The sequence below is a fragment of the Burkholderia sp. WAC0059 genome, assembly GCF_002870125.1.
In the GTDB taxonomy this organism is placed as follows: domain Bacteria; phylum Pseudomonadota; class Gammaproteobacteria; order Burkholderiales; family Burkholderiaceae; genus Paraburkholderia.
The window spans coordinates 19,507-37,193 of the sequence record NZ_PNEO01000003.1; the positions used below are offsets into that span (position 1 = coordinate 19,507).

General features: G+C 67.3%; 16 protein-coding genes. 7 read left to right on the forward strand and 9 right to left on the reverse strand.

Annotated elements, in window-relative coordinates; all coding sequences use genetic code 11:
• Positions 1–81: 81 nt before the first annotated feature.
• Both CY652_RS03760 and CY652_RS03765 read left to right on the forward strand, forming a co-directional pair.
• On the forward strand, positions 82–1,386 hold the full coding sequence (locus CY652_RS03760) for an MFS transporter (RefSeq protein WP_102129373.1): 1,305 nt from the start codon (positions 82–84) through the stop codon (positions 1,384–1,386).
• A gap of 166 nt (positions 1,387–1,552) precedes the next feature.
• The gene (locus CY652_RS03765; protein ID WP_102129374.1) at positions 1,553–3,142 is read left to right on the forward strand and encodes an MmgE/PrpD family protein; all 1,590 of its coding nucleotides are present in this window, start codon (positions 1,553–1,555) and stop codon (positions 3,140–3,142) included.
• Positions 3,143–3,180: 38 nt separating this feature from the next.
• Here the strand turns inward: CY652_RS03765 and CY652_RS03770 are convergent, their stop codons facing one another.
• Positions 3,181–4,164 carry a LysR family transcriptional regulator gene (locus CY652_RS03770; RefSeq protein ID WP_308410371.1) on the reverse strand — a complete coding sequence of 328 codons (984 nt, stop codon included), beginning with the start codon at positions 4,162–4,164 and terminating at the stop codon, positions 3,181–3,183.
• Between the two features lie 195 nt (positions 4,165–4,359).
• On the opposite strand from CY652_RS03770, the gene CY652_RS03775 reads away from it, so the two are divergent.
• Complete coding sequence (locus tag CY652_RS03775; RefSeq protein WP_102129376.1) at positions 4,360–5,352, forward strand: aldo/keto reductase; 993 nt, start codon at positions 4,360–4,362, stop codon at positions 5,350–5,352.
• Positions 5,353–5,545: 193 nt separating this feature from the next.
• Here the strand turns inward: CY652_RS03775 and mctP are convergent, their stop codons facing one another.
• Complete coding sequence (gene mctP, locus CY652_RS03780; protein ID WP_102129377.1) at positions 5,546–7,030, reverse strand: monocarboxylate uptake permease MctP; 1,485 nt, start codon at positions 7,028–7,030, stop codon at positions 5,546–5,548.
• Positions 7,027–7,224: a DUF3311 domain-containing protein gene (locus tag CY652_RS03785; RefSeq protein ID WP_102129378.1), complete on the reverse strand. Its 198-nt coding sequence runs from the start codon at positions 7,222–7,224 to the stop codon at positions 7,027–7,029. Before CY652_RS03785 ends, mctP begins: the two co-directional genes overlap by 4 nt.
• Here CY652_RS03785 and CY652_RS23805 point away from each other — a divergent pair.
• Positions 7,223–7,417, forward strand: coding sequence for a hypothetical protein (locus tag CY652_RS23805; protein WP_146010023.1), 195 nt, complete (start codon positions 7,223–7,225; stop codon positions 7,415–7,417). The two genes, CY652_RS03785 and CY652_RS23805, sit on opposite strands and share 2 nt — an antisense overlap.
• 195 nt (positions 7,418–7,612) lie before the next feature.
• Here the strand turns inward: CY652_RS23805 and bamA are convergent, their stop codons facing one another.
• Positions 7,613–9,889 (reverse strand): outer membrane protein assembly factor BamA, encoded by a 2,277-nt coding sequence (gene bamA, locus CY652_RS03790; RefSeq protein ID WP_374703625.1) that lies wholly within the window; start codon positions 9,887–9,889, stop codon positions 7,613–7,615.
• A 1,004-nt stretch (positions 9,890–10,893) separates the two neighbouring features.
• Between bamA and CY652_RS03795 the strand changes: the two genes are divergently transcribed.
• Both CY652_RS03795 and CY652_RS03800 read left to right on the forward strand, forming a co-directional pair.
• A complete protein-coding gene (locus tag CY652_RS03795; protein ID WP_102129380.1) occupies positions 10,894–11,922 on the forward strand; it encodes a methyl-accepting chemotaxis protein in 1,029 nt (342 codons plus the stop codon).
• A 94-nt stretch (positions 11,923–12,016) separates the two neighbouring features.
• Positions 12,017–12,553 (forward strand): YbaK/EbsC family protein, encoded by a 537-nt coding sequence (locus CY652_RS03800; RefSeq protein ID WP_102129381.1) that lies wholly within the window; start codon positions 12,017–12,019, stop codon positions 12,551–12,553.
• 78 nt (positions 12,554–12,631) lie between these two features.
• Here CY652_RS03800 and glxR read toward each other — a convergent pair whose 3' ends face one another.
• The 4 genes from glxR to CY652_RS03820 form a co-directional block, all read right to left on the reverse strand.
• On the reverse strand, positions 12,632–13,519 hold the full coding sequence (gene glxR, locus CY652_RS03805; RefSeq protein ID WP_102129382.1) for a 2-hydroxy-3-oxopropionate reductase: 888 nt from the start codon (positions 13,517–13,519) through the stop codon (positions 12,632–12,634).
• A 34-nt stretch (positions 13,520–13,553) separates the two neighbouring features.
• Entirely contained in the window at positions 13,554–14,546 is a 993-nt protein-coding gene (locus tag CY652_RS03810) for a 2-hydroxyacid dehydrogenase (RefSeq protein WP_102129619.1), read from the reverse strand.
• 157 nt (positions 14,547–14,703) lie between these two features.
• Entirely contained in the window at positions 14,704–15,141 is a 438-nt protein-coding gene (locus CY652_RS03815) for a GlcG/HbpS family heme-binding protein (protein ID WP_102129383.1), read from the reverse strand.
• Between the two features lie 24 nt (positions 15,142–15,165).
• Positions 15,166–16,215: a 2-keto-3-deoxygluconate permease gene (locus CY652_RS03820; RefSeq protein ID WP_102129384.1), complete on the reverse strand. Its 1,050-nt coding sequence runs from the start codon at positions 16,213–16,215 to the stop codon at positions 15,166–15,168.
• 216 nt (positions 16,216–16,431) lie between these two features.
• Between CY652_RS03820 and CY652_RS03825 the strand changes: the two genes are divergently transcribed.
• Entirely contained in the window at positions 16,432–17,193 is a 762-nt protein-coding gene (locus CY652_RS03825) for a FadR/GntR family transcriptional regulator (RefSeq protein ID WP_102129385.1), read from the forward strand.
• 141 nt (positions 17,194–17,334) lie between these two features.
• Here CY652_RS03825 and CY652_RS03830 read toward each other — a convergent pair whose 3' ends face one another.
• The gene (locus tag CY652_RS03830; protein WP_258002183.1) at positions 17,335–17,676 is read right to left on the reverse strand and encodes a hypothetical protein; all 342 of its coding nucleotides are present in this window, start codon (positions 17,674–17,676) and stop codon (positions 17,335–17,337) included.
• Positions 17,677–17,687 lie beyond the last annotated feature (11 nt).

Here is a 17,687-nt window from a genome sequence, read left to right on the forward strand (position 1 = left end):
GCGGGATTCCATAAGAAACAGACGACAGAACGCTTCGGGCGGACAAGGTTCGCCACGGGCGTCGGAACCGGAGACAAAAACATGACGGCAGACCTGGAGGCTCGCGTCGCGAGCAAGCTGACCTGGCGCATCCTGCCCTTCGTGATGCTGCTGTATTTCGTGAGCTTTCTCGACCGCGTCAACGTCGGCTTCGCCGCGTTCTCGATGAACCACGCGCTCGGGCTCACGCCCGCGATGTTCGGCCTCGGCGGCGGCATCTTCTTCATCGGCTATTTCCTCTTCGAGGTGCCGTCCAACCTGATCCTGAACCGCGTCGGCGCGCGCATCTGGATCGCACGCGTGATGGTGACCTGGGGCCTCGTCTCGGCGGCTTCGGCGTTCGTGACGGGGCCGACCTCGTTCTATGCGCTGCGCTTCCTGCTCGGCGTGGCCGAGGCGGGCTTCTTTCCCGGCGTCATCCTCTATCTGAGCCAGTGGTTCCCGACGCGCCAGCGCGCGATGGCGGCGGCCGTGTTCATGGCCGCCGCGCCGCTGTCGAGCGCGCTCGGCTCGCCGGTGTCGGGCGCGGTGATGGAGCTGCCGCGCCTCCTCGGCCTCGCGAACTGGCAGTGGCTTTTCGTCATCGAGGCCGTGCCGGCGCTCCTGCTCGGCTTCGCCGTGCTCAAGGTGCTGATCGACCGGCCGGAGCAGGCGAAGTGGCTCGAACCCGACGAGCGCGAGTGGCTGCTCGCCACGCTGCGCGAGGAGAGCCGCGCGCGCGACGCCCATGCCGGGCACGTGGCGGGTGCGCTGCGCGCACTGGCCGACCCGCGCGTGCTCGCGCTGGCACTGATCTACTTCGGCACCTCGGCGGGCCTCTACACGCTCGGCATCTGGGCGCCGCTGATGATCCGCGAGTTCGGTTTCAGCGCGCTCGGCACGGGCCTCATCAACGCGATTCCGAACGTGCTCGCGATCGTCGGCATGATCGTCTGGGCCCGCCACTCCGACCGCAGCAAGGAGCGCACCTGGCACATCATCGTGCCGTGCCTCGTGGCCGCCGCCGGGCTCGCGTTCGCGGGCATCGCGCAGACGGTGGTCGGCGTGGTCGCGGCGCTCGTGCTCGTGAACGTCGGCATCAGCTCGGCCAAGGCCCCGCTCTGGGCCATGCCGGCGTCGTTCCTCTCCGGCGCGGGCGCCGCGGCCGGCATCGCGATGACCAACTCCATCGGCAACCTGGGCGGCTTCGTCGGCCCGTTCGTGATCGGCTGGCTCAAGTCGCGCACGGGCGGATACGCGGGCGGACTCTACGTGGTGGCCGCCTTCCTCGTCCTGTCCGCGGCGTTGACGCTGCTGATGAGCCTGCGCGACGTGCGGCGCGCGGCGGTGCCTCACACGGGCGCGTGAGCGACGCGTTGCGGTACCTTTCGAACGCGCGGCGTCCCGAGCGGGCATCGCGCGTTTTGGCGTTTTTCTTCGCGTGTCCGGATCGAACCCGGATCGAGTCCGTCCCGGGCCGTTCCGGGCGCGCGCCTTGCTTGTCCCCCGCAATAACAAACCCAACGGAGACTCCATGAAGCGAAGGCAGTTCGTCGCGGGCCTGTCCGCAGCGGGCATCGGTTTGCCCGTCAGCGCGGCTTTTGCCGCAAACAACGCGAACCCGGCGGCCAGCGCCGCCTCCGCGCCCGGCGCGGCGCCGGCGGCCGTTGGCGCTTCGGGTGCCTCCGGTGCTTCCGGCACGGCCGCCGCGCAGGCCGACGTGACCGCGAACGTCGCCGACTTCGTCGTGCGCACGACCTACGACGATCTGCCGGCCGACCTGATCGCGCTCGGCAAGAAGTCGATTCTCGACGCACTGGGCCTCTCGCTCGCGGGCGCCACGCGCGAAGAGAGCGGGGCGATCGTGCATCGCTATCTGCGCTCGCTCGGCCTCGGCCGCGCCGAGGCGGGCGTGAGCACGGCGAGCGTCTTCGGCACGCAACTGCGCGTGCCGCCGCGTTTCGCGGCGTTCGCCAACGGCGTGGCGATCCACGCCGACGACTTCGACGACACCCAGCTCGCCGTCAATCCGACGCGCGTCTACGGGCTGCTCACGCATCCGAGCGTAACGGCGCTGCCGGCGTCGCTTGCGCTGGCGGAGACGCAGCGCCGCTCGGGCCGCGACTTCATGCTGGCCTATCACCTCGGCGTCGAGGTCGAGACGAAAATCGCCGAAGCGATCGCGCCGCGCCATTACGAGGACGGTTTTCACTCGACGGGCACTTGCGGCGTGTTCGGCTCGGCCGTCGGCACTTCGAAGCTGCGCGGTTTCGACGCGCAGCGCGTGCGCGAGGCGCTGGGGCTCGCGGCCGCGCAGTCGAGCGGCCTGCGCGAGAACTTCGGGACCATGACCAAGCCGTTCCAGGCGGGCCACGCGTCCGAGGGCGGGGTCGTGGCGAGCGACCTCGTCGCGCTGGGCTGGACGGCCGCCGACAACATTCTCGAGGCGAAGCGCGGCTTCTTCCATGCGGAGGGCGGCGGCTTCGATCCGGCCGTGATGGAGCGGCTCGGCGCGCCATGGACGTTCATCTCGCCGGGCGTGTCGATCAAGCCGTTTCCGTCCGGCTCGCTGACGCATCCGGGCATGACGTTGCTGCAGCAAATGATCCGCGCCAATCACGTGCGCGCGGAGGACGTCGAGCAGTTGCGCGTCGGCGCGAGCCAGCAGACGCTCAACACGCTGATCCACCATCACCCGACGACGGGGCTCGAAGGCAAGTTCAGCATGGAGTTCTGCACGGCGATTCTGCTCGTCACGGGCGGCGAGGCGTCGCTCGGCGACTTCCAGGACGACGTCGTGCGCCGTCCCGACGTGCAGGCGATGATCCGCCGCGTGGACTTCTACAACAGCCCGGCGGCCGACGCGGCGGGGCTCGACAAGATGCGGACCATCATCGACCTGCGCTTGAAGGACGGGCGCACGCTTTCGGGGCAGATCGACTACGGCAAGGGCAGCCCGCAGGACCCGGCGAGCTTCGACGACGTGGTCGACAAGTTCGAGGGGTGCGCGCGCTACGCGGGGTTCCCGGCGGCGAAGGCCGCGCGCATCATCGCGACGGTGCGCGACCTGGAGAAGCTCGACGACGTGGGCGTGCTGACGGGGTTGTTGCGCGGCGCGGCGTAGAGCCGATCCGCCCGGGGCGGGCGCGCGGGCCGGCGTCGTCAAGCCGTCTCGGCTTCGCCCTCGGTCTGCGCGAGACGGCCCTCGGCGCTCAGCAGTTCGAGAAAGGCGCGCGGCGCGGCGTCGAGCAGGCCGTCCTGCGCGTCCTGCGGCGTGTGGGCGACCACGAGTTCCCAGCAGATCTCGGCGTCGCCGATCGGCACGAGGGCCAGCTCCCGGCGCCGCGCCTGCGCGATGGTCTGCGGCGCGAACGCGATGCCGAGGCCGCGCACGACGAGCTCGAGCAGCGTCAGCAGGTCGCTGACCTCGAACGCGACGCGGCGTTCGAGCCCGATCGCGCTGAAGGCCTGGTCCACGAGCTTGCGCGTGCCGAAGGCCGGCTCGAAATCCACGAACCGTTCGCCGGCGATGTCGGCGAGCCGGACCTGCTTGCGCCCCGCCAACCGGTGGCCGGGCGGGCAGATCAGCACGAGATTCTCGCAGGTGATCGTCGTGGTCGAGAGCTCGGCCGGCGGATCGGTGATGGGCAGGATGGCCAGGTCCAGCTCGCGCGAGCGGACCTTCTCGACGAGATGCGGCGCGCTGCCCTGCAGCAGGCGGACCTCGATGTCGGGGTAGCGCGCGTGAAAGGCGGCGAGCAGGGCGGGCAGGTCGAGGAAGGCCGGCAGGCTCTGCACCGTGCCGATGCCGAGTTTGCCGCGCTTGAGGCCCGTCGTCTCGGTGACGGCCTCGCGCCCCTGGCGGATGACGTCGAGCGCGACGCGGGCCTTTTCCAGAAAGGCCTCGCCGGCGGCCGTCAGCGTGACCTGGCGCGTCGTTCTCACGAACAGCCGCGCATCGAGTTCCGCCTCGAGCTGCCGGATTGAGGTCGAGAGCGCTGACTGCACGATGTTCACGCGCGCGGCCGCGCGCGTGAAGCTGCCTTCTTCAGCGACGGCGACAAAGTGTCTCAGTTGCCTGACTTCCATGGGACGGGTCCAGTGCTGCGGCTCAGTGCTGTAGATCGATTGATCTATTTTAGACATAAAAGGCATCTGTACATTCAACTTTACCGATGCCTGTGCGGGTTGCACAGTAACGGTATTCAATAATCTTTGGGTGGCTGCGTCCCCGGACCGCGGCCCGTCGTGGCATGCGTGGCCGTTTTGCGACTGCGCATGCCGCTTGCGGGAAGCGCGTGGGCGTCAGTCGTTTTTTCCTCCTTTTTGAAGAAGACGCACATGGAACAGATCGGAATTGGCTCTTCGGGCATCAAGACCTCGCGTATCGGGCTCGGCACCTGGGCGATCGGCGGCTGGATGTGGGGCGGCGCGGACGAGAAGCAGGCGATCGACACGATTCGCTCGGCTGTCGAGCGCGGCGTCACGCTGATCGACACGGCGCCCGTCTACGGCTTCGGCCGCTCGGAAGAGATCGTCGGCAAGGCCCTCAAGGAAGGCGGCCTGCGCGACAAGGCGCAGATCGCGACCAAGGCGGGGCTCTACTGGACGGACGGCAAGGTGTTCCGCGACTCGCGGCCCGCGCGCCTGCGCACCGAGGTCGAGGATTCGCTGCGGCGCCTCCAGACCGACGTCATCGACGTCTATCAGATCCACTGGCCCGACCTCGAAACGTCGTTCGAGGAAACGGCGCGCGTGCTCGAGGATCTGCGCAACGCCGGCAAGATCCGCTCGATCGGCGTGAGCAACTTCTCGCCGGCGCAGATGGACGCGTTCCGCTCGGCGGCGCGTCTCGACGCGGTGCAGCCGCCGTACAACCTGTTCGAACGCGAGATCGAGGCCGACGTGCTGCCGTACTCGGACCGCACGGGCCTGACGGTGCTCAGCTACGGCGCGATCTGCCGCGGTCTGCTTTCGGGCAAGATCGACGAGAAGACGACCTGGCAGGGCGACGATCTGCGCAAGATCGATCCGAAGTTCTCGGGCTCGCGCTTCGCCGAGTATCTGGCGGCCGTCCGGGCGCTGGACGCGCTGGCGAAGGAGCGCTTCGGCAAGTCCGTGCTCGCGCTCGCCGTGCGCTGGGTGCTCGACAAGGGGCCGACCGTCGCGCTGTGGGGCGCGCGCCGTCCGGACCAGCTCGACGGCGTGGAAGACGTCTTCGGCTGGAAGCTCGACGAGCAGACGATGAAGGACATCGACGACATCCTCAACAAGCACATCAGTTCGCCGATCGCGCCGACCTACATGGCGCCGCCCGACAGGCGTCCTGCCTGATGGCGTGACGGTTGCGCGGGCGGCCGCGAGGTTGCCCGCGCATCCTGTGTGCGCATCGGGAAAGAAAACGGCGGGCTGCACCTTCGTGCAGCCCGCCGTTTTTCATGCGTGGATACGACTTTTCCTGAGCCGCAGAAAGAGAAAGGGCCGTCCGCGCCGGCCCTTCCGTCCTGTCTGCGTCGTCAGGCAGGCATCAGGCCGTGGCCACGCGGCGCACCGGCGCCACGACCGACACGACGACCGTGACGACGATGTTGACGACGAGCGCGATGAGGCCGATGTAGAGCGGCCAGGTCTGCGTGCCGACGTGCAGCGCGTACACGGGCTTGAGGCCCTGCGAGATCGCGAGCCCCGTACCGATGACGATGCCGGCCAGCCAGCCGAGGAACAGCCCCGGCGTGCTCAGGCGGCGCGTGTAGAGCGAGAACACGACGGCCGGGAAGATCTGCAGGATCCACACGCCGCCGAGCAACTGCAGGTCGATCGCGTACTGCGTCGGCAGGAACACGATGAAGAGCAGCGCGCCGAACTTCACGAGCAGCGAGACGAGCTTGGCGGTCGAGCCTTCGGCCTGGGGCGTCATGTTCGGCGAAACCAGCGGACGCCACAGATTGCGCGTGAACAGGTTGGCCGAGCCGATCGACATGATCGCCGCCGGCACCAGCGCGCTGATCGCGATGGCCGCGGCCGCGAAGCCGACGAACCAGGGCGAGAACAGCGTGTTGAACAGCGCCGGCACGACGTCGGTGGGCGACTTCACGTGGATGCCGGCCGCGATCGCCATGTAGCCGAGCAGCGCGATGAGCCCGAGCAGCAGCGTGTAGGCGGGCAGGAAGATGGCGTTCTTGCGCACCGTGCCGGCCGAGGACGACGCCAGCACGCCCGTCATCGTGTGCGGATACATGAACGCGGCGAGCGCCGAGCCGAGCGCGAGCGACGCGTAGGCCGTGAACTGCGACGGCTTCAGCAGGATGCCGGTCGGGCCGCCCTTCGCCTTGAAGTACTGATCGGCCGCGTCGAACACGTGGCCGTAACCGCCGAGCTTGACCGGAATCAGCCACACCGCAGCGATCACGACGATGTAGATCATGATGTCCTTCACGAACGCGATCATCGCCGGCGCGCGCAGGCCGCTCGTGTAGGTGTACACGGCGAGAATCACGAACGCGATGACGAGCGGCATTTCGCCCGAGATGCCGAGCCCCTTGATGACGACCTGCATGCCCACGAGCTGCAGCGCGATGTAGGGCATCGTGGCGATGATGCCGGTCAGTGCGATGGCGGCCGGGAACCACTTGCCGCCGTATTCGCCCTGGACGTAATCGGCGGCCGTGATGTGCTGCTTGTCGTGCGCGACTTTCCAGAGCTTCGGCATGACCGCGAACACGAACGGATAGACGATGATCGTGTAGGGCAGCGCGAAGAAGCCGTAGGCGCCGACGGCGTAGACGAGGGCCGGCACGGCGATCACCGTGTAGGCCGTGTAGAAGTCGCCGCCGACGAGGAACCAGGCGATGAACACGCCGAACTGCCGGCCGCCGAGACCCCACTCGTGCAACTGGCTCAGGTCGCCGCGCTTCCAGCGCGCGGCGAGAAAGCCGAGCACGGTCACGAGGGCGAAGAATACGATGAAGACGGTCATGGAGACCGGATTGACGGCCTGCTGGATATCGTTCATTTGATGCCCCGGTACACGACGTAGATCAGCAGCGACGTGAGCGGAACCCACAGAAACTGATACCAGTAGAAGAACGGAAAGCCCGCCAGCGACGGACGCGCATCGTTATAGAACGGTAGCCACAACAGTGCGACATACGGGATCAAAAGGACCAGCCACAGCCAGGAGCGGCCGGCCTGTTCGGTGGACTCCATGAATACTCCGTTAGTTGTTGGACAAAGCACGACGTCTCTCGGGCCACTGGTCGCGGGCAGTCGCCTAGGAAACGCCAGCACGGATTATCGGGGAAATTGGACCGAACTGCTTGGTATTTACGGGGAGATCGATGCTGAAAATGCTGGGCTGGCTGATGTAGAGCGCATTTTCGGCGAAATTACCGCAAGATGAATGCCATCCTTGCAATTTCGTTTGGTTGGGTAGGGGAAATCCCTTAGGGATGTCGGATGGGCCGAAACGTAGCGAGGGAGGAGGGACGGCTGCGCGCGCCAACAGGCTCGCGAGAAAAGTGCGACGGGCGCCTCTGGTCGGTGCCCGCAGGAAGAAGGCAAGGGCGCGGGCGAAACGCCCGCGCCCTTGCTTGCGTCAGAACGACGTACCGATCTGGAACTGGAACTTCTGGTACTGGTCGCCCGCGTGCTTGACGATAGGCAGGCCGAAGTCGAGCTTGAGCGGGCCGATCGGCGAGATCCATTCGAGACCCGCGCCGTAGCTGTAGCGCAAGCCGTTCGCGCCGATGCTGTCGCCTTCGTCGCCCCAGACGTTACCGCCGTCGATGAACGTGAAGACGCGCAGCGTGCGGTCGTAGCCCGTGCCCGGCAGCGGGAACGTGAGTTCGATATTGCCGACGAGCAGCTTCGAACCGCCGATCGGGTCGTTCGTCGAGGTGTCGCGCGGGCCGAGCGAGCCGGGCTCGTAGCCGCGCACCGTGCCGATACCGCCCGCGAAGTAGTTCTTGAAGATCGGGAACGGCTTGCCGCCGAGGCCGTTGCCGTAGCCGCCCTGGAAGTTCAGGCCGAGCACGAAGCCGCGCGAGAACGAGTAGTAGTACTGGCTCTGGACGTCGGCCTTGTAGTACTGGGCCGCGCCGATCGGCGTGCCGTATTCGGCGTTGGCCGACGCGAGATAGCCGCGGCTCGGCACGAGCGCGCTGTCGCGATTGTCGCGCGACCAGCCGACCGTGATCGGCACGGTGTTCGACACGCGGCCGAAGTCGTTCACGTAGTCGATGTAGGTCTGCGGCGTCGTGGCGTCGATGTCGAGGCGGTCCTGCTCGATCCCGGCGCCGAAGTAGACCATGTCCGTTTCCGAGAACGGGATGCCGAACTTCGTGTCGGCGCCGAGCGAGATGATGCGGAAGCTCGTGTCGGACGTGCTCGAGTAGTACAGCGGCTCGGTGGTCCGGTAGTACGCGTCGGTGATGCGCTTGATGCCGTCGATCGTGAAGTACGGGTCGACCTGCGTGACGGTCAGTGTCCGGAACGTCGTCGCGGTGTTCACGTTGACCGACAGGCTCGTGCCCGAGCCGAACACGTTGTCCTGCGACACGCCGGCCGAGATGATCGGCCCTTCGCCCGAACCGTAGCCGAGGCCCAGCGATACGGAGCCGGTCGGCTTTTCCGTGACCTTCACGTCGACGTCGACCTCGTCGGTCGTGCCTTCCACCGGCACCGTCGTCACGTTCACGTCGGTGAAGTAGCCGAGGCGGTTGATCCGGTCCTTCGAGAGCGCGAGACGGTTCGAATCGAACCAGGCGCTTTCGAGCTGGCGCATTTCGCGGCGGATCACCTCGTCGCGGGTGCGCGAGTTGCCTTCGATGTTGACCCGGCGCACGTAGACGCGGCGGCCCGGATCGACCTGCAGCGTGAGGTCCACGGTGTGGTGCGTCTGGTCGATCTGCGGTTGCGCGTTGACGTTCGCGAACGCGTAGCCGTACTCGCCGAGCTTGTTGACGAGCGCCTTCGTCACGTCCTGCAGCTTTTCGGCCGAGAAGCGCTGGCCGGCCTTGATCGTCACGAGCTTCTGCAGCTCGGCCTGGCGGTCGAGCAGGTTGCCGGCGAGATGGACGCCCGAAATCGTGTACGGCTCGCCCTCGTGCAGCGTCACCGTCAGGTACATGTCCTGCTTGTCGGGCGACAGCGATACCTGGGTCGAGTCGATGTTGAACTCGAGATAGCCGCGGTTCAGGTAGTACGAGCGGATGTTCTGGAGGTCGCCGGTCAGCTTGTCGCGCGAATACAGGTCGTTCTTCGTGTACCACGAGAACCAGTTCGGCGTGGACAACTGCATCTCGTCGCGCAGCGTGGCGTCGCTGAAGACCTTGTTGCCGATGAAGTTGATCTGGCGGATCTTGGCGCTCGGCCCTTCGACGACCGAGAACAGCAGGCCGACGCGGTTGCGGTCGATCGGCGTGACGGTCGTCGTCACCTCGGCGGCGTAGTAGCCGCGCGTCAGGTACTGGCGCTTGAGTTCCTGCTCGGCCTTGTCGACGAGCGACTTGTCGTAATAGCGGCCCTGCGAGAGTCCGACCGAACTCAGTGCCTTCGTCAGCGCGTCATTCTCGAACTCGTGGATGCCCGCGAAGTCGATCGAGCCGATCGCCGGGCGCTCCGCCACCTGGACGATGACGACGTTGCCCTCGGAGGAAATCTTGACGTCGTTGAAGAAGCCCGTCGCATAGAGCGCGCGCAGGGCCTGCGATGCCTTGTCGTCGGTGAACGTGTCTCCCTGCTTGATCGGCAGGTATGCGAATACGGTACCGGGCTCGATACGCTGCAATCCTTCGATGCGGATGTCTTGAACCACGAAAGGCTCGGCTGCGTTGGCCGAAAGCGCCGGTAAGCCCAGACTGAGGAGAGCCAGCGAGCGGGCGTAGCGGGCCGTTAAGGTTTGAGCCGTCATGCAGGAAGAAAGGAAAGGTAGAGCACACGAAAACCGCAGCCGCATCCCGCGCCAACCACTCGCATGGCGCCGCGCAGGACGGGTTACTGCAGGCTGGGACCGGAGCCGCCGCGACCTGCCGGTCGCGCCGGGGCTACGGCCAGCGGCGCCGGCAGAAGGCCAATCGTCCGGATACCTCCGGCGGTCGCGGGCAGGATGGCTGCCTCAGGCTTCCGGCTGGCGAGCGTACCGCCGGACAGGAGGATACAACATTCGATTCCCCGAAAATTTTCCCCGCCTTGTCCGGCCATCCGGCCCGGCATCGGAAACCGACCGTCCCCGGTCGGCCTGAAGCCATGCAGCACGTTGATCGCAGATGCCGCGGGCAGTGACATGAATGCGCTCCAAGGTAAGGCCATCGGCGGAGTCTAATAATGGTTGCCCGGAATCGGGTTACGTAAATTTAACCAAAAGTATCTTTCATTTTAACGGCATTTCGGGCCAGTCGGTAGCTTTTTGTTTGGAACCGGGGCGCTTACGCCCGCCTGTATTGACGTAGCGCTGTCGCCCCAATTTCGGCGCGATCCGGGCCGCGAGCGGTCGGGATGGCCGGGCCCGGTGGATCGTAATTTCTCGTAACAGCCGTGCGGTAGCAACGGTATGGAAGCTGCTCGAATCGAAGGAATCGCCGAAATGCGAAATCGGTGTGTTGCGCGCCAATTTGGTACATGAGAATGGACCCAAACCCATGCCGTGCCCGCGCGTTCATCCAGCGTCGGCACCGGACCTGCCGGGGCGGTCGGACGCCCGGGGTTCCGCGGCATGGAACAACGGACTGCCGGGCGGCCATGGCGGAGACGCGCTGTCGAAAGAGCATCAAAGAGCGAGCCGGATGCAGACCTTGGGGCGGGCGACGGGAAGGGGCGGGGGCCGTCGGCGGGGCTGCGCGAGGCGAGGGATAACGCCGATCAGACCGAGGTGGGTTCATGGGTGACGTAGTGGGAATCGTCGAACTGACGAAACAGATTAACCGGGTGGCGAAGGGCAAGATTGCCGACATCGACACGATCAACCGGGAGGCGACCTATCTGGCGATCAACGCGCTCATCGAGGCGGCGCGCGCCGGCGAAGCGGGCCGCGGTTTCGCCGTCGTCGCCAACCAGGTGAAGGTCGTTTCGCAGAAGATCGAGCATCTGACGCGCGAGCTGCACCACGAGCTCGACGCCCTAGGCGAGCGGATGGTCGCCCAGTTGCAGAACCAGGAGGCGCAGCGTCTGACGGACCTCGCGCTGAACATGATCGACATCATCGACCGGAACCTCTACGAGCGCTCCTGCGACGTGCGCTGGTGGGCGACGGATTCGGCGGTCGTGCAGTGCGTCGAGGACGCCTCGGAGCGGGCGCGCGCCCACGCCTGCGAGCGGCTCGGCGTGATTCTCGACAGCTACACGGTCTATCTCGACCTCTGGGTGATGGACCTGCAGGGCAACGTCGTGGCCAACGGGCGGCCGGACCAGTATCCGGTGATCGGCCAGAACGTCGCCGACCTGTCCTGGTTCGGCCAGGCGGCCTCGACCCGGTCCGGCGCCGACTACGTGGCGGCGGAGCCCGAGGCGATCGCGCTGCTCGGCGGCGCGCCCGCCGCCGTCTATTCGACGGCCATCCGCGAGGGCGCGAAGGAGAACGGCCGCCCGCTCGGCGTGCTGGCGGTCTGCTTCGACTGGGCGCCGCAGGCGCACGCGGTGACGCGCGGCGTGCGTCTTTCGAGCGAGGAGTGGGCCAACACGCGCTGCATGCTGATCGATTCGCAGCATCGGGTCATCGCGAGCTCGGACAACGAGGGCGTGTTCCGGCAGGTCGTGCCGCTGAAGCTCCAGGATGGCGGCGCGGGCCGGGCCACCGGCTATTACCGCGACGACGACGCGCTCGTCGCCTATGCGCTGACGCCCGGCTACGAGACGTACCGGGGCATGGGCTGGTACGGCGTCATCGAGCACCGGCTCGCCGGACGGTAGGCGCGCCGGCGCTCACGGCGCGCGGTGGGTAGAATGGGCGTCCGCGCGTCCATCACGCATCGCTCACGCCGCGACCGACGAACGATTCCCGACCATGCCCGCCTCCGATTCCGCACCCGCGCTCGACACGATTCCCGCCGACCGATGGGTCGACGCATTGCCGGCGAGCGTCGTCGCGCACTTGCCGCGCGACGGCGTCACCGTCTTCACGGTCGACGACGACGCTTCCGACACGGCCCAGTTCAGCGCCCGCTACGGGTTCGGTCTGGAGGACTGCGCGAACACGATCGTGCTGCGCTACCGGAAGGCGGGCGCCGACCATTACGCGGCGCTCGTCTCGCTCGGTTCGCGGCGGCTCGACGTCAACGGCGCCGTGAAGGCGCACCTCGGCGCGCAGCGGCTTTCGTTCGCGAAGCGCGAGGAGGCGACCGGATTGACGGGCATGGAATTCGGCGGCATCACGGCGTTCGGCGTGCCGGCCGACTGGCGCATTCTCGTGGATGCCGCCGTGACGGCGCGCGAGCGCGTCGTGATGGGCGCGGGCGTGCGCGTCGCCAAGCTGCTGCTCGCGCCGGCGCTTCTTGCCGCGCAGCCGCGCGTCGAGGTGGCGGCGCTGACGCTGGCGTCCTGACGGGCAATCGACCGGGTAACTGAAGACCGGCCACCGGGCGCTCACGTGCCCGGTGGCCCGTTGTCCTGCCCCGCTTCTTCAGCCTTGCGCGATCTCGTGCCCGGCGAGCAGCTCGATCGCGCGGCATAGCGCCGAGTGGTCGAGCTTGCCGAAGCCGTGCGCCGCGCACGCGTTCATCAGCTCCTGGGCCGACGCGGTGTTCGGCAGCGACACGCCGAGCGCGCGGGCGCCCTGCAGCGCGAGGTTCAGGTCCTTCTGATGCAGCTCGATGCGAAAGCCCGGATCGAACGTGCGCTTGAGCATGCGCTCGCCGTGCACCTCGAGAATGCGCGACGCGGCGAAGCCGCCCATCAGCGCCTGGCGGACCCTGGCCGGATCGGCGCCCGCGCGCGAGGCGAACAGCAGCGCCTCCGAGACGGCCTGGATATTCAGCGCGACGATGATCTGGTTGGCGACCTTGGTGGTCTGTCCGTCGCCGTTGCCGCCGACGAGCGTGATGTTCTTGCCCATCAGGTCGAAGAGCGGCCTGACCTTGTCGAACGCCTCCTGCGGGCCGCCGACCATGATCGTGAGCGAGCCGGCCTTCGCGCCCACCTCGCCGCCCGAGACCGGCGCGTCGAGGTACGGGCAGCCGAGCGCGTTGATCTTGCGCGCGAAGTCCTTGGTCGCGATCGGCGAGATCGAGCTCATGTCCACGACGATCTTGCCGTCCGCAAGGCCGCTCGCCACGCCGTTCTCGCCGAACAGCACGGCCTCGACGTCGGGCGTGTCGGGCACCATCAGGATCACGATCCCGGCCTCTTCGGCCACCGCGCGTGCCGTCGGGCACTGCTTCGCGCCGCCGTCGATCAGTTGGGCGGGCGACGTCCTGCGGTTATGGATGAATAGCTCGTGGCCGCCGCGCAGCAGATTCGCCGCCATCGGCGCGCCCATGATGCCTGTTCCGATGAATCCTACTTTTGCCATGACGCCTCTCTCCGATCGTTTTTAGCGGGTTTCGTCACGCGCGCGCCGTCTTGCGCAGCACGTCGGGATTGATGCAGTTTTGCGGCGGCTCGCCCTTGAGCACGCTGATGACGTTGCCCGCCGCGATGCGGCCCATCGCGAGCCGCGTCTCTATCGTCGCCGATGCGATGTGGGGCACGACGACCGCGTTCTCGAGTTCGGCGAGCCCGGCTTCGAGCTCGGGCTCGCGCTCGAACACGTCGAGCCCCGCGCCGAAGATGACGCGATCGCGCAGCGCGCCGACGAGCGCGCGCTCGTCGACGAGTGGGCCGCGCGCGGCGTTGACGAGCACCGCGTTGCGCTTCATCTGCGCGAGCTCGGCCGCGCCGATGTAGTGCTGCGTTTCGGGCGTGAGCGGCAGGTGCAGCGAGAGATAGTCCGATTCGCGCAGCAGCGTGGCCTTGTCGACGAACCTCGCGCCGGTCTCGCGCTCGAGCTCGGGGTTGGGCTGCGCGTCGGTGTAGATCACCTTCATGTCGAACGCCACGGCCTTGCGCGCGAAGCGCGAGCCGATGCGCCCGAGGCCGGCCACGCCGAGCGTGCGGTGATCGACGTCCTGGCCGATGAAGGCCATCGGCGCCCAGCCTTTCCACTGGCCCGCCCGCACGTAGCGCTCGGCCTCGCTGATGCGCCGCGCCGTGGCGAGCAGCAGCGCCCAGGCGTGGGTCGCGGTGGCGTCGTCGAGCACGCCCGGCGTGTTTGTCAGGACGACGCCGCGCCCGGTCGCCGCCGCGAGGTCGAAGTTGTTGAAGCCGACCGCGTAATTCGCGACGATGCGGCACTGCGGGCCGGCCGCGTCGAGCACCTCGCCGTCGATGGCGTCGGTGAGCAACGTGACGACGGCGTCGCGGCCCTTCACGGCCGCGAGCAGTTCGGCGCGCGTGAGCGCGCGGTCGTGCGGATTGACCTCGACGTCGTGAAACTGACGGAGCTGGTCGATCGTTTCCTGCGGAATCATCCGCGTGACGTAGACGTTGGAGCGGGGCATGGCGCGCCTCGTGAAGGTCGGTCGCCGGCTGGGCCAGGCCGGCGAGGGGTTGAACAGGCAGGTTGAAAAATCGGATAGAAAAATCAGATCGAAAAAGCGGGCCGAAAAAAGCGCCAAAAAGCCGGGAGACTCAAAACGACAGGCCCGGATGGTCTCCCTACCGGTCTCCCCGCTGCGCCGCGAAGAGCGTCGAGGCGGCGAGGCCGGCCAGGGCGTCGGCGAGCTGCTGGTCCTCTGCGGGCGCGAGTCCGCTGATGCCGATCCCGCCGATCGCGCGGCCCTCGTCGTCGGTCAGGACGGCGCCGCCGGGCAGGGCGGTCAGTTGCGGATCGCAGAAATAGGCGATGGGCAGGTCTTCGCGGCGCAGCCGTTCGAGGAACGCCGTCGTCGATACGCCCATCCGCGTGGCCGTGTAGGCCTTCTGCTGCGAGATCGGAATGCTACGCACCGGCGCGCCGTCCATCCGGAAGAAACCGGCGAGAAAACCGTGGGCATCGCACACCGAAACGCACACCGGCCGGTTGAATTGCCGATGTGCGTCTTCGGTTGCGCGTTCGAGCAGGGCGCGTACCCGTTGCAGAGTCAATGAGGTCATAGGCAGGGTTCGGGAGGGTCTGGTCTAGAGATCGTGCCCGGTCGAATGAGCGGGTCGCGACGGATGATAGTCCAGAGAGTCCTCGAACGCAGCGCCGCCCTCGAACCTCGGCTGGGGGGCCGCCGCCGGCGCGCCGGCGCGCATGAGCTGCTTTTGACGGCGGCGGAACACCCAGGCCGTCAGGATCGGCGTGAGGATGCTCGTCACGATGACCGAGGCCGCCACCTGGATCGTCGCGATCGGGGCGATGACCGCATACGAGTGGTCGGCCATCGCCACGGCCTGGGGCGTGGCGGCCGCGTTGCCGGCCGTGCTCGACGCCGCCGCGCCGGCGACGCCCGAGCCGCCGAGCAGGCGGTCGGCGAAGATGCAGACGATGCCCGTGACGATGAACACCACGACGCCGAGCAGGATGCCGGGACCGCCCGCGGTGAACACGGCCTTCAGGTTGATGCCCTGGCCGAGCGTGAAGGCCATGAACGGCACGATGAGCGGCTCGTGCTTGCTGAAGAACCCGCGCAGTTCGCTATCGAGGTTGCCGAGCAGCGCGCCCGCGAAGATCGGCGCGATGACCGAGACCATCGTGAGCCACGGGATGTTGGCGAGGCCCGCGCCGACGAGCACGATCATCGTCACGAACGGGCCGGTCTCGACGCTCTGCACGACGTAGGTGCCGGAGTCGTCCTTGCTGCCGAACGCGCTCGTGAGCGCGAGGAACATGCCGCCGTTGGTGTCGTTCATCGCGGCCAGCACGGCGAGCGTGCTGAGCCCGAGAAGGCTGCCGTGGAAGAAGTGCGCGATGCCGAGCGCGATGGCCACGGCGACGCCGACCTTGGCGGCGAGAATGCCGAAGCCGCGCTTGAGCATGGTCGGCGCGGCGCTCAGCGTCATCTTGGTGCCGACCGTGAACAGGTACATCGCGAGCACGGTGGGGTAGCCCTGGTTGGTCAGCGCCTGGGTGAAGCCGCCGATCTTGAGGGCGTTGGGAAGGAACGTGTTGACCATCATGCCGATGAAGAGGGGCACGACCATCAACCCGCCGGGAACCTTGTTGATGAACTGGTAAATGCGCATGACTGAGGTCTCCTATGTACCGTGTCTCTCTCAGCCGGCGAACCGACACCGGGTATTTGTGTACAGCCTGTAGTGTTAGCAGCTTATATGATGAGTGAACGGAGGAAATCGCCGTAAACCCTGCGGACGAGTAAACCCTGGCGCACCGCTCGCTGCACCGCAGCGAGCGGGTACGATGACATCGACGGGATCAAGGTTCAGATCGAGGACGCGATCATGGCGACGAGAGTGACCACGCTGACCGATCAGGTTGCCGAACAATTGCAGGACGCGATTCAGACCGGTGTTTACGGGCTCGGCGCGAAACTGCCTTCGGGGCGCGAGCTGAGCCGGATGTACGGCGTGAGCCAGGCGGTGATTCGCGAGGTGACGGAACGCCTGCGCTCGCGCGGCCTGATCGACAGCCGCCAGGGCGTCGGCTGCATCGTCAAGTCGCGGGCCCTCGCGAGCGGCTTTCGCATTCAGGGCGAGGTGGGCAATCGCGCGGAGCTTTCCAGCGTGTTCGAACTGCGCCTCGATATCGAAAGCTCGGCCGCGGCGCTCGCGGCGATGCGGCGCGACGCAGGCGACCTCGACGCGCTCGCGCGCATTCTGGGCCGGCTCGAAGACAATCTCTACGACCTCGACGCGGGCGTCGAACTCGACATCGCGTTCCATACGGCGCTCGCCGGCGCGACCCACAACGCCCACTACGGCCGCCTGCTCGGCTATCTGAACCAGCAGCTCTATCAGGCCGTGCGGGCGGCGCGCTACAACGCGCTGATCCAGTTGCCGCTGCCCGAGGTCGTGCAGCTCGAGCACCAGGCCATCTACGAGGCGATCCGCGCGGGCGATCCCGAGGCCGCGCGCGCGGCCGTGCTCGAGCATCTGCAGGAGGCGGCCGTGCATCTGCAACTCGACCTGCTGCAGCGCGACCGCGCGACGGGCACCTTCGTCCACCCGGCCCGCCACGTACTTTCCGATACCGAAGTCCAATAAAGAGCGAACGCCGGCCTGCGCGATTTATTTCGTGACGACACGAAACGCGGGCCGGGGCGCGACGGCGAACGGGTCGCGGGGTTGGCGAAGCCGGGCGGCAGACCGGTGCCGAGGCGTGGGCGCCGCCGATGCCGGCGTCGTCTACAGGATGGCGACCGCGGGATTGAGTTCGATGTGCAGCATCACGAGCCATCGTTTCGGGCAGTCGGCCGCGACCTGCAGGCCGGCTTTGCCCGCGTCGCCCGCCTTCCGGACATAGCCGTTCGCGCGCGCGGCGCCGAACGCGCGGCGCGCGTCGGACTGCAGCCAGAACGTGACGAGCCCGCAGGTGACGCAACTGAACACCGTCACGAACGGGTCCTGCGGATCGAGCCCGAGCCGCTGGGCGACGTGCACGAAGGCCGTCGTCAGGATCTCGTTGGCCACGAAGGCGATGAAGACCACCTTGCCGAGGCCCCGGAATTTCATGGCGAGTGGGGACATGATGCGTTCAT

What these genes read in the sequence shown, in the direction of transcription:
- CY652_RS03760 (WP_102129373.1), top strand. Translation starts at nt 82, where the DNA reads ATGACGGCAGACCTGGAGGCTCGCGTCGCGAGCAAGCTGACCTGGCGC.
- CY652_RS03765 (WP_102129374.1), top strand. Translation starts at nt 1,553, where the DNA reads ATGAAGCGAAGGCAGTTCGTCGCGGGCCTGTCCGCAGCGGGCATCGGT.
- CY652_RS03770 (WP_308410371.1), bottom strand. Translation starts at nt 4,164, where the DNA reads ATGTCTAAAATAGATCAATCGATCTACAGCACTGAGCCGCAGCACTGG.
- CY652_RS03775 (WP_102129376.1), top strand. Translation starts at nt 4,360, where the DNA reads ATGGAACAGATCGGAATTGGCTCTTCGGGCATCAAGACCTCGCGTATC.
- mctP (WP_102129377.1), bottom strand. Translation starts at nt 7,030, where the DNA reads ATGAACGATATCCAGCAGGCCGTCAATCCGGTCTCCATGACCGTCTTC.
- CY652_RS23805 (WP_146010023.1), top strand. Translation starts at nt 7,223, where the DNA reads ATGAATACTCCGTTAGTTGTTGGACAAAGCACGACGTCTCTCGGGCCA.
- CY652_RS03785 (WP_102129378.1), bottom strand. Translation starts at nt 7,224, where the DNA reads ATGGAGTCCACCGAACAGGCCGGCCGCTCCTGGCTGTGGCTGGTCCTT.
- CY652_RS03795 (WP_102129380.1), top strand. Translation starts at nt 10,894, where the DNA reads ATGGGTGACGTAGTGGGAATCGTCGAACTGACGAAACAGATTAACCGG.
- CY652_RS03800 (WP_102129381.1), top strand. Translation starts at nt 12,017, where the DNA reads ATGCCCGCCTCCGATTCCGCACCCGCGCTCGACACGATTCCCGCCGAC.
- glxR (WP_102129382.1), bottom strand. Translation starts at nt 13,519, where the DNA reads ATGGCAAAAGTAGGATTCATCGGAACAGGCATCATGGGCGCGCCGATG.
- CY652_RS03810 (WP_102129619.1), bottom strand. Translation starts at nt 14,546, where the DNA reads ATGCCCCGCTCCAACGTCTACGTCACGCGGATGATTCCGCAGGAAACG.
- CY652_RS03815 (WP_102129383.1), bottom strand. Translation starts at nt 15,141, where the DNA reads ATGACCTCATTGACTCTGCAACGGGTACGCGCCCTGCTCGAACGCGCA.
- CY652_RS03820 (WP_102129384.1), bottom strand. Translation starts at nt 16,215, where the DNA reads ATGCGCATTTACCAGTTCATCAACAAGGTTCCCGGCGGGTTGATGGTC.
- CY652_RS03825 (WP_102129385.1), top strand. Translation starts at nt 16,432, where the DNA reads ATGGCGACGAGAGTGACCACGCTGACCGATCAGGTTGCCGAACAATTG.
- CY652_RS03830 (WP_258002183.1), bottom strand. Translation starts at nt 17,676, where the DNA reads ATGTCCCCACTCGCCATGAAATTCCGGGGCCTCGGCAAGGTGGTCTTC.